The organism is Dictyobacter sp. Z7_2 (genome assembly GCF_057551105.1).
Genome location: NZ_BAAJPE010000002.1, coordinates 4,744,638 through 4,759,945, shown reverse-complemented (window position 1 = coordinate 4,759,945; position 15,308 = coordinate 4,744,638). Strand labels below are relative to the sequence as shown.

The following is a 15,308-nucleotide window of genomic DNA, read 5'->3' as shown; positions in this document are numbered from 1 at the left end:
TCGGGCTATGATGCCAGGACACGTGTATAACGTGCTCGCGCATGGACATAAAGATCAAAGACAAGCACAAGACTACAGGTGAACAGCGCAAGTATGAGAAGTAACCAGGATAGGTGTAAGGGTAAATTCGGTTGGCTCAGAGTTGTCAGCCAGTCGATATGGGAGGTTGAAGCCAGGTGAACCAGATCATCATGGATCATGGTCGCGCTTGTCCAACCAAGCACCAGAGCAGCCAGATCCAGCAGCCAGATGAAATGATTCATCAATTCAGCCACCAATGCGCTGCCACAGATAATAATCGCAATACTGAGAACTAAGCCAAAGATAATGGGGATCAGCCCCCCATTAGCGGCTGCGCCCACCGCCAGCACATTATCCAGACTCATCGTCACATCGGCCGCCACGATCGCCAGCGCAGCCGCCTTGAGGCTCCCTTTGGGCCGAGGCTTCCCACCGACATCTTCCTTCTCATCCGATCCTGACTGCATCTGCTCGCGTCCCGTCAGAAGCTTCAGCGCAATCCCCAGCAGCACCAGCGCCCCTAATGTTTGAATCCAGGGGATGTTTAACACAAGCGTCGCTATCGAAGCAAACACAATGCGCAGTACAATGGCTCCTAATCCACCGAACAACAACGCATACCAGCGCTGTTGGCGCGGCAGACCAGCAGCGGCCGCTCCTAAAATAAGCGCATTGTCACCACTGAGAACGAGATCCAGCAAAAAAATGCTTCCGATCATGCCAATCCATTCCCATATTTGCATAACAGCTCCTTCTTCTATCCTCTCACACCAGGATCCCCTCACCCCACCAAGATAGCGTATAAAATATATGCCCCTCGCGAAGCCAACAAGTTCGATCCTTCACACTGTAACTCATGCCGCATAGCAGCGCGGCAGGCTATTTTCATGCCATTATTTTATAAACGTAATCTCTCTGGCAATATCAAATCGTCGCCACAACATTCAAACAACGATCCAAAACGAGGAGACGAATACAACGAAAGAAGCGACATCATCTCCTGCTGAAGCAGCAGCGTCAAGGCCGACACATGAATCTTGCAAACATGATACACTGGAGGAGAACTGTCGTTCTTGAAAGTCAAAGAATATACAAGGAGTGCCTTATTGGTTAACACAGATTATCAACCCGCCGCCCTCACGACGCCGCATAATGCGATCACGAGCGGCTCAAAAAAGAAAATCGCGCTGGTAGCCCATGATAACAAGAAGATTGAGCTCGTCGAATGGGCTCGCTTCAATAGCGAGTTGCTGCGCGATCACGATCTCTTTGCGACCGGTACAACCGGCACGATGCTGGAGAAAGTTTTACAGACAGAGGTGCAGCGCTTCCAGAGTGGTCCACTCGGGGGAGATCTTCAGATCGCGTCAGCCATCGTGGCTCGCGAGATCGATTGCTTAATCTTTTTCTGGGACCCGTTGGCGTCTCAGCCACATGATCCCGATGTCAAAGCCTTACTACGTATTGCCGCCGTCTGGAACGTCCCAGTTGCCAGCAACCGCGCCAGCGCCGACTTCATCATTTCGTCTCCTCTGATGCATTTAAACTACGAACGCCTGCTCCCCTCGTCCTACGATGCCTACATCCATCGCATGGATTCAGATGAGGCGCTCACACAGTCATAAAAGATGAAGATGTGAGACAGGAACGCCCCTATTGCCAGGAACAAGCAATGATTGTTTAGGACAACACATTTCACCAAAGAAGGATTTATCCACTGTACACCTGGCTGGCAACGTTGCCAGATTCTGCACTCCGCCACAACCTGGCGAGATGGCTTGTACAATTCCATAAAAGATTGTAAAGAGAGCCGGCAAAAAATCCCCCTTGCACGACTCTCCCTACCGACGATTGTTACGGCGCACGTAGCACGTACGGAGTAACTAAGTCACGTTTCCCCATGAACATAGCATACTGGATGCAAAGAGTTTTTGAGTTGACGATTCGTTGAGATATGATAAAGATTCAGTGCATTAAAACATTTTTGGTTAAGAAAACAACATCTAATATCATCTATTTTACATATATACATAATTATACACCTAAAATTATCTGGAGATACAGAAGCGGACAAGCAGCATGTTGCATAACATGCTGCTTGTCCGCTTCTGTTTTCTGCTCTGAAAAAATTGCTCACGAGTAGAGTTTGACGTTACATGCGTTGCCAGTGGTGTACATGATATTGGTGGTTACAGTCAGGGTAGAGCTCGGGTTGATAATAACTTTGACCGGCGCATCAGGAGTCGCCTTAGCTTCACAAGCATCCAGATCATCGCCATTGACGGCCTGAGCGGGACCCATCCACAGATCGGCATGATTGGTGCCGTTCTGACAGCCTTCCGGATCATCATCCCCACATTCGTCCTCCATGATGAAGTACTTCTGGACCAGCGGCACATAGATAATACTTCCAATCGGGAAGCTGGTCTTGAGATCTTTGTTCGGGGCAGCAAAGGTAACTGGATTAGTATAGGTGCCCCGACCAGCCTCGGTGGCATGATCGTGCAGGGTAGGATAGCCATCACTCTTGGGATAGGCGATATCGGCTGAGCCATGTTGATCTTCAGTCTCACCAGAATTATCATTATAGCCATACCAGGTCACCGTCGTCGTGATACTCTTCTGCGTTCCATCACCGCTCTTGACGTACGAGGGGCTGGCCGCATGAGCATTGGTCGAGGCATGCATCAGGAGCAATGATACCACGGCCAGAACAGCCAGCATACTAAAAAATGTCGAAGTAAGCACACGTCTGCGCATAAAATGCATCCTTTCAGAATCCCTTCCAAAGAAAGGTTACAATAATCCAGGTCCATTCATGTGTGATAGTAGCGCTTGCGTCATCCATACCATATATATGGATGTATAGACAAGAATACCACAAAAACAGGAGGTTTGTAAATGTTATTTACAAACCTCCTGAGGAATAGCTCAAGCTTGCTTCTAATGATAGACTTTAATAGTGCATTGATTGGAACTTGTATACATCACAGTGGTGTCTACCGGCAGAGTGGGGCTGGGATTGATTGTGACGTTAACAGAACCACCAGGAGTGGCATTGCCTTCACAATCATCGAGCGTGTTCACATTCATATCCTGAGCGGGACCCATCCACAGATCGGCATGGTTGGTACCGTTCTGACAGCCTTCTGGATCATCATCGCCGCACTCATCTTCCATGATAAAGTATTTCTTGACCAGCGGCACATAGATCACACTACCAATCGGGAAACTGGATTTCAGATCTTTATTCGGAGCGGCGAATGTCACTGGATCGTTATAAGCGCCGGTACCTTCATGAGCCTCATTATGCAAAGTGGGATAGCCATCGCTTTTGGGATAGGCAATCAGGGCTGAGCCATGCTGCTCCTCGGTCTCACCGGAATTATCATTATAGCCATACCAGGTGATCGTTGTGGGGATACTCTGCTGCGTCCCGTTGCCGCTCTTGACATAACGCGCCGTATCTGGTGTCACAAAGGAGGGCGTGGCGGTCGCAGTCACGGCAGGCTCTGTTGGGGTAGGTGCAGATGTCGGGACAGGTGTCGGAACGGGCGTCGGACTCCCAACTGTCGCCGTGGGACTACTTGTGGCTGCCGCCGTGGGACTGCCTGTGGCAAGCGGATTGGGATAGAGCTTGAGTGTGCATTTATTATCGCTCGTATACATCGCCGTGGGATTAACCGCCAGGGTAGGACTGGGGTTAATCGTGATATCAACCGCTGACGTAGGGATAGCACTCTGCATACATGCCTTGATCGTTGCATCGTTCATAGGATTAGCAGGTCCCATCCACAGGTTCACATGATTGCCACCATCCTTACAGGAGGAAGTATCGCCACAATCATCTTCCATGATGAAGTATTTCTTGACTATCGGAACATAAATAATGCTGCCAATAGGAAAACTCGTCTTCACGGCTTTGTGCGAAGCTGCGAACGTGATAGGATCTGTATAGGTACCACTCCCCTCCATCGCCTCATTATGGGGCGTCGGATAGCCTGCGCTCTTGGGATAGGCAATGACCGATGATCCTTGCTGTTGCAAATCCGCTCCAGTATTTTCGTTATAATCGTACCAGCTAATCAGCGTCAAAAGATTTTGCTGCTTCCCATCCCCACTCTTCACATAGGTAGGAAGCTGTGTCGCTGTCGCCGTCGCCAGAGGAGGATCGCCGGCCGCACTGGCAAACAGAACTCTGGAGTTCGCCAGCAACATCGAGACAATCGCCAGCACAATCATCGTGCTCAGTATTGCTACCCCCAGCGCAAGTTTCTTCTTACGTCTGGTCACCTTCGCAAATATTCCCTCATTCGTATCAACATCTCTTCGCATCAAAACGCATCCTTTCAAAATACACCCACAAGAAAGGTCCATGCTATCCAGTGCAATAAGTGCCAGTGCACACACATTTTATGCATGAGGCATATCATTAACAACAAGAAATAAATATGACAAGTTCGATGCACTATGCATATATAGTTACATAGAAACTTTAGCATAAAAGGAGTTTTTTGTAAAGAAAATTAACAAACACCCTATATGGGGATATTTCATTGTTTTGCAATTCGTGGCTTCTGCATACAGCGTTCCCATGACCAGTGTCGAGCGAAGCGAAGGACACCGTAGCGTTGCGCCCTCGGGCGCAATGTTCCACTGGACGGACGAACTGCTCGTTTTCGTTGAGAAACCTCATTGGCGCTTAAGCCATCCACGCCGTGTGCAGGCCGTCTCATACGACTCACTGGGACATTGCGCCCGAGGGCGCAACGCTACACGGTCTTCGCTTCGCTCGACCTCTTTTTGCCCATTGACAGTGATCAAGCTGCATGCTATTATGCGATAAAACGCCTTATAGTCAAAGATGGGAGGTGCCCCGATGGGTACCAGCATCACCACCCTCAACTAGTGTCGCAACGCTAGCTTGAGGAACCAATCCAAATAGTTACAAGGCCATCACAGAGACTGCGCCGATATTAAAGCGGCGTCTGTCCGTCTTCTTTTGGAAACGTCCTCTTTTCCACGCATCTTCACTCTCTATGAAATCCTCAAGGTAGGTATCTTACGCATCTTACCAGGAGTGCAGATGAGATATCCTGGCGGCGACACCACTCCATTGCTTCAGACCGCTTCACCGCTTTTTATTGCTGGATGCCTGCATTCAGTTTTCTCTGCATGGAGTAGCTTTATGTCTTCCAAAACAGATACAAGTCAACACCAGACAGGTGAGCCGCGACAACGACCGATCTATCTCAGTCGAGCCTTTGGACTGCTCTGGAGCGGGCAGACCATTTCAACGCTGGGCTCGCATATCACCGATACAGGACTCCCGCTGATCGCCATCTTGATCCTGGGAGCGTCGCCCGCGCAGATAGGACTACTTGTCGCCTTGAGCGCACTTCCCAGCCTTCTTTTTAGTCTGCTGATAGGTGCATGGGTCGATCGGCTCCCACAGCGACCACTGATGATCCTGATGGATCTTATCCGCACTCTGCTCCTGATCAGTCTCCCCATCGCGGCGCTAAATGGACAGATCCACATCGTACAGCTCTACCTCGTGACGATGCTGCTGAGCAGTTGTACACTCTGCTTCAATACAGCCTATCAGGCTTTCTTGCCACGGATCGTCGAGGACAATCAGATCATGGAAGGAAATAGTAGGCTTGGCACCAGCGAATCCCTCGCCGAAATGGGAGGCCCTCCTCTGGCTGGTGGACTGGTCCAGTTGCTGGGCGCACCGCTGGCAGTCCTCTTCGACGCGTTCTCGTTTCTACTGTCGGCTCTGAGCATCGCCATGCTACGACCACATGAGATCCAGCATCCTGTGCCAGAAAAAGAGCAAGCGTCCGTATGGCGACAGATCCATGAGGGTATAGCCGCCTTATTCAATCATCCGCTGCTACGCACGCTCGCCATCAACAGCACCATCAGAACCTTTTTCGGCGGCACCTTTGCCGCCCTCTACACAGTCTACATCGTACGCGACCTCGGCATTGCACCAGTCTTCTATGGCATACTTGTCGCGCTCGGCGGCGTGGGGGCTCTGATAGGTTCGCTCGTCATGCCACGCCTCACACGCCGCTTCGGCGCAAAAAAGATGCTCGTCACCGGTGCATCGCTGCATGGTATGCTGGCCCTACTGACTCCGCTGGTGAGCGGACCCACTGCGGCAATGATTGCTATCTTTGGCATTTCCCAGTTGATTGGTGATATCGGCTTTGAGCTCTACACCCTCAACGAGATCAGCCTGCGCCAGATGAGCCTTCCCATCGCCGTCCAGGGGCGCGTTAGCGCCGTGATCGGCTTCCTCATCGATGGCATTGCGCCGCTTGGCACTCTGCTGGCTGGCATCGTGAGTGAATATCTGGGCGTACGCACAACACTGCTGTACGGCGCCATAGGCATGCTCCTGATCGCCATCTGGCTGGCGATCAGGCTCAATGCAGACCCAATGTAGCGTTGAGCGGTCAGAGCGTGCTGACGCGCACGGCCAGATTGGGTTTTGGTCCAAGGCTGGGTGCCGTTTTGAACTGCACAACATAATCTATTGGATCCAGGCGTAAGTCGACCTGGTTGACGATCGCCGCCACGGTCGCCATCACCTGGATCTCGGCCATACCGGCTCCCAGGCAGGTGTGTTCGCCGACGGTAAATGGGGCAAAGATGTTGGCCTGATGATGCTCGTGACGCGGTTCGAGATAGCGATCAAGCTCAAAGGTGTATGGATCAGGGAAGAACTGTGGAAGAAAATGTGTCACTGCTGTTCCAACCAGAACGTTCGCTCCCTTTGGAACTTTATAGCCCTCGAATTCAAAGGTCTCAGCGGCCGTACGTGGCATTCCTGGTCCGACGGGGTAATAGCGTAAAATCTCCAAAATCGCAGCATGCAACACCTTCATACGTTTGAAATCCTGCATCGTGGGAGTACTTGTCTGGCGAAACACAGCACGCACTTCCTCCGCAACACGCTCCCAGACACGCGGATGCTTGAGCAAGGCGTAGATGGCAAAGCTACAGGTCAGAGCCACGGTATCGATACCCGCAATATAGGTCCCAATGATGGCCGCACGCAAAAAATCAGGTGGATAAGGCGCTCCATTTTCATCGACAGCCTCCAGGACATCATCAATCAGCGTCCGGTTCTCTGGAGTCCTGGGTGAAGCTTTATGCGCCGCAATAACCTCGTCAGCCAGTTGAAAGATACGCGCCTGGATGCGGTGGAAGTAAGGCGTTCTCAAAACAAACATTGGCAATTGATGCGTGGCAGACGTTTCAGAGGTGATCGTGAAAAATTTCTGGATAGCTTCAAAATACGCGATACCATTATGGTTCAATAATACAACACCTAATTGAGTCGTAATCAAGCGTTTCATCATGGGAACAATCAGGACACGTTCACCGTCTGTCCAGGAGCGAGCCTCCTCCTGAGCCAGCTGGATCAGCGTAGGAACCGAGGGAGACACCGCCGTTTTTGAGTACGCACGCCGCAACACTTTACGTAGCTCGCGATGCTTTTGACCATCATGACTTAACAGGAAGTTGCTGGATTGCATCCCTCTAGCTACCCCCTCATACGTCTCTCGCACGCTCAGATATTCTTTCCCTTTTCCTGTCACAAATTGATTCGCTTCGATACCGGCCAGAACCGTATACTCAAGCCGAAGCGCACGCATACGAAAGATAGCCCCATATTCCTGATAGCTACGCACCATAAACTGTAATGGGTTTGCAAGCATCTCGCGCACATTACCCAGGATCGGCAGCCCAGCGACCAGTGGAGGTAACGGTAAGCTCTGTACATCTTTTTTATTTTCAACAGCATCCATATACAAATAACTCCCCTCTTACCTTAATAATATATCCAAATAGTAGCTTACCACATTTTACATTTTTATAAAATCTATTTCACCTACTGCATATCTACAAATCGCTCCTACAAAAAACTACTACTATAACCCAAAAATATCAGCCTGCTCTTTAGCCTCATTTTGATACCTTTCAATAACAGCAAGCTTGCGCCGAACGAGAGAAACCTATTAACGATCTCGAAAACCAATGAATCATTAATCAACCATTTTACGCACAATCAGGCATGATATCAGGATGATTTGATGAGCAATATATGGTAGTATATTATACAAGATGAAAGATAGCCTCTCTATATGGATTTACGGTTTGCGTAGTGAAATTGCTATTAAAGGATACAGATTCATGAAAATGACACCGCCGATGCTTTCTGGAGCCCCTGTGGTGGGCAATCTTTTCGAGTTTATGAAAGATAGTGATCACTTCTTACAGAAGGGATTTGATGAGCTTGGCTCCATCTATAGTTTCAAATTAGTCAATCAACCAGTTGCCGTCCTGATTGGTCCAGAATATCAAGAGTTCTTCTTCAAAGAGACAGACAAGAAACTCAGCATGCATAAGACATATGAATTCTTGAAGGCGGCCTTAGGGGAAGTAGGCTTTACCGGACCACCAGAAGTCTATTTCAAGCAGCGTCCCATCTTGCTCAAGCCATTTAAAAGTGAAAAAATGATCAAATATCTGGAGATCATGCAATTAGAGGTGCAACAATGGCTTGATACTCTGCCAGCAAGTGGCGAGATGGAATTGCGTGCGGAGATAACACAGGTCGTCCAGAACGTGGCGGCCCATGCGTTAATGGGCAAAGACTTCCGTGATTACGTCGGCCCTGAGTTTTGGAGACTCTACCTTATCCTGGGAAAATCTATCGACGCAGCCCTCCCCCCTAATCTGCCGCTACCCAAGTTTATTCGTCGCGACCGCGCCAAAAAGAAGCTGCGCGAGATGATCTGGCCTCTTATCGCCGCCCGGCGTGCCAATCCTGATCAGTACGACGATTTCTTGCTGGACTTTGCGACGGCGCAATATAAAGATGGGAGTCCTCTGGAAGATGAGGCAATTTTGTCTCTGATCATGGGGCTGATGTTCGCTGGACACGAAACGACAGCCGGTCAGGCCACCTGGACCATTATCAAGCTCCTCCAGACGCCCGAGTATTTCAATCTGGTCCAACAGGAGCTCGCCGATCAGCTCGCCCAGGATCAACCAATGAATGCAAAAACGCTCAGCGCACTCAAGCACATCTTCTGGGCAGTCCAGGAAACCACACGCATGTATCCATCGGCCAACATGCTCATGCGTAGAGCAGAGGAAGAGGTGGAAATTGGAGAGTATCGCATTCCGAAAGATTGGAATCTGATCGTTTCGGCAAAAGTGGCTCAGAGACTCCCGGAGATCTTCTCCGAGCCCGACACCTATGATCCTCTGCGCTTCGCTCCCGGAAGAGAAGAGGATCACAAGCATCGTTTCTCGATCATCGGCTTCGGCGGCGCAACGCATAAGTGTGCCGGCATGAACTTTGCCAACAATGAGATGATGATGATTACCGCTCTGCTTCTGCAACAATTCGATCTGACGTTGATCACCAAAGATCCACAGGTTGATAGCACGATGGGCGCAAATCGACCGACAAAAACGTTCGTCCGTTATACGCGCAAAACCACAAACAGCGAACAGTCAACCAGTCATTCTACCGAGACCGGAACGTGCCCATATCACGCAGGCCATCCAATGCCTTCAACCAGCGCGGACGCATGCCCGGTGGTGACCGCAGAAACAGATCAGGCAGGAAATACCGGTAAAGCAGTTTAACGTTCATTTCTTTATCGCTCTGATCCACCGACAAATGACCATTTATTGTGAGGATAGGTATGTATAAAATTATACTCTTATGGGTACGTACCTATCTCACAATAAATGTCATATCTGATTACTGCAATTCAGCTTCTCAGAGGACCTTCTCAAGCAAATCTTTGTCAGCTGGCGTTCTCGCTGCTGGTCATCTCGTCAATCCATTGCTCAGTCCTTTCCTGCCATTCTCATCTCCCTGGAAAGATTTGCAGAATCCTCCAACCATTCGCGACAATCATTCTATCACCCAGGGCTTTGGCACATCTATACTATCCTCAGACAGGACTCTTACCGCTTTATCTTTGTAGAGAAACCAGACTTCTCTTCAAGCGCAGAGCCGGTAGCAAACCTGCATGATACACAGTCAATGAGCGAAAGGAGAAGGATACATGTCAGGTATTCCATCAATTAGTCTCAATAACGGGGTTACAATGCCCCTCCTGGGGTTTGGCGTCTTCCAGATGCACGACGCAGAGGAATGCGAACGCAGCGTGTACGATGCTATTCGCGCCGGCTACCGCCTGATTGATACGGCAGCATCCTATGGGAATGAAGAGGCCGTTGGCAAAGCTATCAAGCGAAGCGGTGTGCCAAGGGAAGAACTATTCATCACTACCAAGCTTTGGATTCAGGATGCCGGGGACGAACGCACCGGGCCAGCGTTTGAACGATCATTACAGCGCTTGCAACTGGAGTATCTGGATCTCTACCTGATTCACCAGCCCTTTGGGGATGTGTATGGCGCATGGCGTACAATGGAAAAATTGTACCAGCAAGGTCAGATACGCGCCATCGGAGTCAGTAATTTCCCCCCTGACCGGGTCATGGATCTGATGGTCCATCATCAGATCGTTCCTGCCGTTAATCAAGTGGAAACCCATCCGTTCCATCAACAACTCGAGACGCAGCAATTCTTGCAGGACAACCAGATTCAGATCGAATCCTGGGGACCATTTGCGGAAGGCAGAAACCACATTTTTGAGAATGAGGTGCTGCGTTCTATCGCAAGCACGCACCAGAAAACCGTGGGGCAAGTCATTCTGCGCTGGTTGACCCAGAGAGGAGTCGTGGCGATTCCCAAATCCGTCCGTAAGGAACGGATCGTGGAAAACTTCAACATCTTCGATTTTGATCTCAGCCCGGATGATATGACGGCGATCAGGACACTGGACACCAAAACGAGCAGTTTTTTTGACCACCGTGATCCTAACATCGTGAAGACGCTTAGCCAGACACCACGTACGACCTGAGAAAATGCGGGAAGTCCACAAAAGGGAAATACCTCGGCGACAAACCTATACACCAGACAGCTTGACGGCAAACACAACATATGGTAGAGTAGCGTCAGTAACTACTATATGTTGTGTCCTTTACAATAAAAAAGAGAAACTCATAGGGTCACGTGATCGTAACGTGACGTCCATATTGGGGAAAGTCCGGTGAGAGTCCGGCGCTGTCGCGCAACGGTAAGGCAAGATTGTCAAGCCCGAATGCCCACCTATGAGCTTATGGATACCTCCCTTCGCGTGCAAAGGGGATGAACCGCGTGAGTGTGCTGTGCTCTGGAGCGTTTATGCTCGGTCAGCCAGAACATATCTCATCAGCTTGTGATTCCAGCCTGTTCCTGTGAAGGGAGACAGGCTTTTTTGTTTTTATTTTTTGATGAGGTATATGCTATGTCCTTTTCAACCCGTCAGGCGGAAACGTCAACCGTGACTGTGGCCCAGGATGCACCTGGAGATCAGAGCTTCGATTGGCAGGCGGTTCTTATCGATATCTGTCAGGATAGCGTTCATCCAATAGATCATCCACGCCTGCTGGCCGCGGTGCAGTCCAATATGTATGCAAGCCTCTCGGTTTCGGAGTGCTGGCAGACGATGACGATGGCCGCTCGCGCATTAATTGAAGTTGATCCAGGCTACTCCTATGCAGCCGCCAGAATACTCCTGCTCTCTCTCTATCAGGAAGCGCAGGGGAATGCTCAGCAGCCACAGATCCAACTGGCTGATGCCTCCAGCATCTACACAGACTATTTCGCGCTCTATGTACGCCGTGGCATCGAGGCGGGACAACTAGATCCACGTTTCTTTGAATTTGATCTCGCCCGACTGGCACAGGCCATCCATCCAGAGCGCGACCTGCTCTTCAACTATCCAGGGCTGCAAACGCTCTACGATCGTTATCTGCTGCAACACGAGTCGCAGCGCTTCGAGCTCCCCCAGTTACTCTGGATGCGCATTGCGATGGGGCTTTCTCTGCAAGAGGCCCATAAAGAGGAGCGCGTGATCGAGTTCTATGAGGTTATCTCGCAGCTCAATTTCACGCCTGCGACGCCCACACTCTTCAACGCCGGCACCAACCATCCACAGCTCTCATCGTGTTATCTGACGACCGTCTCCGACGATCTCGGACACATCTTCAAATGCGTCCAGGACAACGCACTGCTCTCCAAATGGGCCGGCGGCCTGGGCAATGATTGGACACGCGTACGGGCACTGGGATCACATATCAAAGGCACCAACGGCAGCAGCCAGGGGATCATTCCCTTCCTCAAGGTCGTCAACGACACAGCGGTGGCCGTGAACCAGGGAGGCAAGCGCAAAGGAGCCGTCTGCGCCTACGTGGAGAACTGGCATCTGGACATCGAGGATTTCCTGGATCTACGTCGTAACACAGGCGACGAGCGCCGGCGTACGCACGATATGCATACCGCCTGCTGGATCTCCGACGAGTTTATGCGCCGTGTCCAGGCGGGAGAGCTATGGACGCTCTTCAGTCCCGACGAGGTCGAGGATCTGCACGATCTCTATGGACAAGCATTCGCTCGGCGTTATCGCGAGTATGAGCAGCTGGCCGATGAGGGCAAGCTCAAGCAATTCAGACGGCTCCCCGCGCTGGATCTCTGGCGCAAGATGCTGACACGCCTCTTTGAAACAGGACATCCATGGATCACCTGGAAAGATCCCTCCAACGTCCGCTCGTCGCAGGATCACGCCGGAGTTATCCATAGCAGCAACCTGTGCACCGAGATCCTGCTGAACACCTCGGCCGACGAGACTGCGGTCTGCAATCTCGGCTCCATCAATCTGGCCGCGCACCTCGCCAACGGACAGCTCGATCATGAGAAGCTCCAGAAGACCATCAAGACCGCCATCCGCATGCTCGACAACGTCATCGACCTGAACTATTATCCGACCAGAGAAGCGCAGCAGGCCAACCTGCGTCATCGACCGATCGGCCTCGGCTTGATGGGCTTCCAGGACGCTCTCTTTCAGTTGGGCTTGGATTATGCCAGTCAGCAAGCCGTCGAGTTCGCCGATCAGAGCATGGAAGCCATCTCCTACTACGCCATTCGCGCCTCGGCGGATCTGGCCGAGCAGCGTGGTAGCTATGACAGCTATCAGGGCTCCAAGTGGCAGCGCGGCATCCTGCCGATCGACAGCATCGAGCTCCTTGAAGCCGAGCGCGGCGTGCCCGTCGAGATGGATCGCTCAATGACATTTGACTGGCAACCTGTCCGTGACGCCATCAAGCGCCATGGCATGCGCAACAGCAACGTGATGGCCATCGCACCCACCGCCACCATCTCGACCATCGCAGGAGTCAGCCAATCGATCGAGCCCGAATACAAAAACCTCTATGCCAAAAGCAACCTCTCAGGAGAATTCACCACCATCAACACCTGCCTCGTCAACGACCTCAAGGCCGCCGGCCTCTGGAGCGCCGAACTCCTCGACGCGCTCAAGTACTACGACGGCTCGCTTCAGCCGCTCCCCATGGTCCCCGAAGAGCTCAAAAAGCGCTACCGAACCGCCTTCGAGATCGAACCCACCTGGCTGATCGAATGCGCCAGCCGCCGTCAGAAATGGATCGACATGGGACAGTCACTCAACCTGTATCTCGTTGCGCCAAGCGGCAAAGCGCTCAACGACATCTACCAGCTCGCCTGGAAGAAAGGACTCAAGACAACCTATTATCTGCGCACACTCGCAGCCACCCAGCTCGAAAAATCGACCGTCGACATCAACCGCTGGGGCATCCAACCACGCTGGATGAAGCATAGCAGCGCCTCCAGCAACATCCAGATCACCCGAGAGGCCACGCCCATCGTTGAAGAAGCTCCTCTCGTCTGCTCCATGGATGAAGACTGCGAAGCCTGCCAGTAGCATTGAAGACGTACATCCCAATGGGGTGAGAGGCTCACCGACGTAGCGGCGCGGCTCCGCCGTGCTGTCACTGGACGCACGATAACGTCCCACCGTGGGAAGATCTCTCAATGGAACCCCATGAGGAGCATGTTCGTACGAGTCACAGACAGCACGGCGGAGCCGCGCCGCTACGTCGGCTGGCTTAGACGCCGAGTGCAAAGAGTTATCCTATATGGATTAAAAGAAATGAAGGAGCTAACATACAAATGAATATTTCTTTTCACAACGATGCTCTGGTTGAGCAGAAGCGCTTGATCAATGGTGAGCAGGTGACGGTCAATCAATTGATGCCCTTGAAGTATCATTGGGCCTGGGAGCATTATCTGAACGGCTGCGCCAACCACTGGATGCCCAACGAGGTCCCGATGACCAAGGATATCGAGATCTGGCGCAGTTCCATCCTCTCGGAGGCGGAACGCTTTGTAATCATGCGCAATCTGGGCTTCTTTGCCACGGCTGAAAGTCTGGTGGGCAACAATCTCGTGCTCACCATCTTCAAACACATCACCAACGCCGAATGCCGACAGTATCTGCTACGACAGGCCTTTGAGGAGGCGGTGCACTCGCACACCTTCCTCTACATCGTCGAGAGTCTGGGACTCGATGAGCGCGAGATCTTCACGATGTATCATACGATCCCGGCCATCACCCGCAAGGATGCCTTTGAGATGCAGTTGACCTCCTCCCTGCTCGATCCAGACTTCAGCACCGACAGCTTCGAGGGCGCTCAGAAACTGCTCGAAAATCTCATCGGCTACTACGTCATCATGGAAGGGATCTTCTTCTACAGCGGCTTCGCCATGATCCTCTCATTTCATCGGCGCAACTTGATGACCGGGATCGGCGAGCAATTTCAATACATCCTGCGCGACGAGACCACGCACCTCAACTTCGGCATCGACCTCATCAACGGGATCAAAGCCGAAAACCCGGAGCTCTGGACTCCGGCATTTGAGCAACACATCATCGAACTGATCCAGGAAGCCGTCGAGTTGGAGATCGCCTACGCTCAGGATTGCCTCCCACAAGGCATCCTGGGACTTCACGCCGACGCCTTTCGTCAATACGTACAGCACATCGCCGACCGACGTCTGGAGCGCATCGGATTGCCGATCCTCTACCACGCCCCCCATCCATTTCCCTGGATGAGCGAGACGATCGACCTGAGCAAAGAAAAAAACTTCTTCGAGACACGCGTCACCGAATACCAATCAGCCTCCACCTTACAGTGGGACTGATACGACGCTCGCGTGCGATGTCCCACTCGACGTATGATCAGGCCGGCCAGCGTTGCGTGCCAGGATCGGGCTGTCTCGTACGAGCCGCTGGGACATCGCACGCGAGCGTGCGACGCTACGGTGT

Annotated in this window: 11 protein-coding genes and 1 riboswitch; of the genes, 7 read left to right on the top strand and 4 right to left on the bottom strand. The window is 51.7% G+C overall.

What is annotated here, in order from left to right:
* Positions 1-5 precede the first annotated feature (5 nt).
* On the bottom strand, positions 6-764 hold the full coding sequence (locus tag AC27N8_RS33290; RefSeq protein ID WP_487073664.1) for a YjbE family putative metal transport protein: 759 nt from the start codon (positions 762-764) through the stop codon (positions 6-8).
* A 363-nt stretch (positions 765-1,127) separates the two neighbouring features.
* On the opposite strand from AC27N8_RS33290, the gene AC27N8_RS33285 reads away from it, so the two are divergent.
* A complete protein-coding gene (locus AC27N8_RS33285) occupies positions 1,128-1,646 on the top strand; it encodes a methylglyoxal synthase (RefSeq protein WP_487073662.1) in 519 nt (172 codons plus the stop codon).
* Positions 1,647-2,154: 508 nt separating this feature from the next.
* On the opposite strand, the gene AC27N8_RS33280 is transcribed toward AC27N8_RS33285, so the two are convergent.
* Positions 2,155-2,781 carry a hypothetical protein gene (locus AC27N8_RS33280; protein ID WP_487073660.1) on the bottom strand — a complete coding sequence of 209 codons (627 nt, stop codon included), beginning with the start codon at positions 2,779-2,781 and terminating at the stop codon, positions 2,155-2,157.
* 183 nt (positions 2,782-2,964) lie between these two features.
* On the bottom strand, positions 2,965-4,356 hold the full coding sequence (locus tag AC27N8_RS33275) for a hypothetical protein (RefSeq protein ID WP_487073658.1): 1,392 nt from the start codon (positions 4,354-4,356) through the stop codon (positions 2,965-2,967).
* Between the two features lie 226 nt (positions 4,357-4,582).
* Between AC27N8_RS33275 and AC27N8_RS33270 the strand changes: the two genes are divergently transcribed.
* Positions 4,583-4,867: a hypothetical protein gene (locus AC27N8_RS33270; protein ID WP_487073656.1), complete on the top strand. Its 285-nt coding sequence runs from the start codon at positions 4,583-4,585 to the stop codon at positions 4,865-4,867.
* A 342-nt stretch (positions 4,868-5,209) separates the two neighbouring features.
* Entirely contained in the window at positions 5,210-6,478 is a 1,269-nt protein-coding gene (locus AC27N8_RS33265) for an MFS transporter (protein WP_487073654.1), read from the top strand.
* Between the two features lie 10 nt (positions 6,479-6,488).
* Here AC27N8_RS33265 and AC27N8_RS33260 read toward each other — a convergent pair whose 3' ends face one another.
* Complete coding sequence (locus AC27N8_RS33260; protein WP_487073652.1) at positions 6,489-7,847, bottom strand: cytochrome P450; 1,359 nt, start codon at positions 7,845-7,847, stop codon at positions 6,489-6,491.
* Positions 7,848-8,232: 385 nt separating this feature from the next.
* On the opposite strand from AC27N8_RS33260, the gene AC27N8_RS33255 reads away from it, so the two are divergent.
* From AC27N8_RS33255 to AC27N8_RS33240, 4 genes are all read left to right on the top strand, one after another.
* On the top strand, positions 8,233-9,699 hold the full coding sequence (locus AC27N8_RS33255) for a cytochrome P450 (protein WP_487073650.1): 1,467 nt from the start codon (positions 8,233-8,235) through the stop codon (positions 9,697-9,699).
* A gap of 428 nt (positions 9,700-10,127) precedes the next feature.
* Positions 10,128-10,988 carry an aldo/keto reductase gene (locus AC27N8_RS33250; protein ID WP_487073648.1) on the top strand — a complete coding sequence of 287 codons (861 nt, stop codon included), beginning with the start codon at positions 10,128-10,130 and terminating at the stop codon, positions 10,986-10,988.
* A 127-nt stretch (positions 10,989-11,115) separates the two neighbouring features.
* A riboswitch (cobalamin riboswitch) is annotated at positions 11,116-11,254 on the top strand.
* A gap of 160 nt (positions 11,255-11,414) precedes the next feature.
* Complete coding sequence (locus tag AC27N8_RS33245; RefSeq protein ID WP_487073646.1) at positions 11,415-13,904, top strand: ribonucleoside-diphosphate reductase subunit alpha; 2,490 nt, start codon at positions 11,415-11,417, stop codon at positions 13,902-13,904.
* 248 nt (positions 13,905-14,152) lie between these two features.
* Entirely contained in the window at positions 14,153-15,184 is a 1,032-nt protein-coding gene (locus tag AC27N8_RS33240; protein ID WP_487073644.1) for a ribonucleotide-diphosphate reductase subunit beta, read from the top strand.
* Positions 15,185-15,308 lie beyond the last annotated feature (124 nt).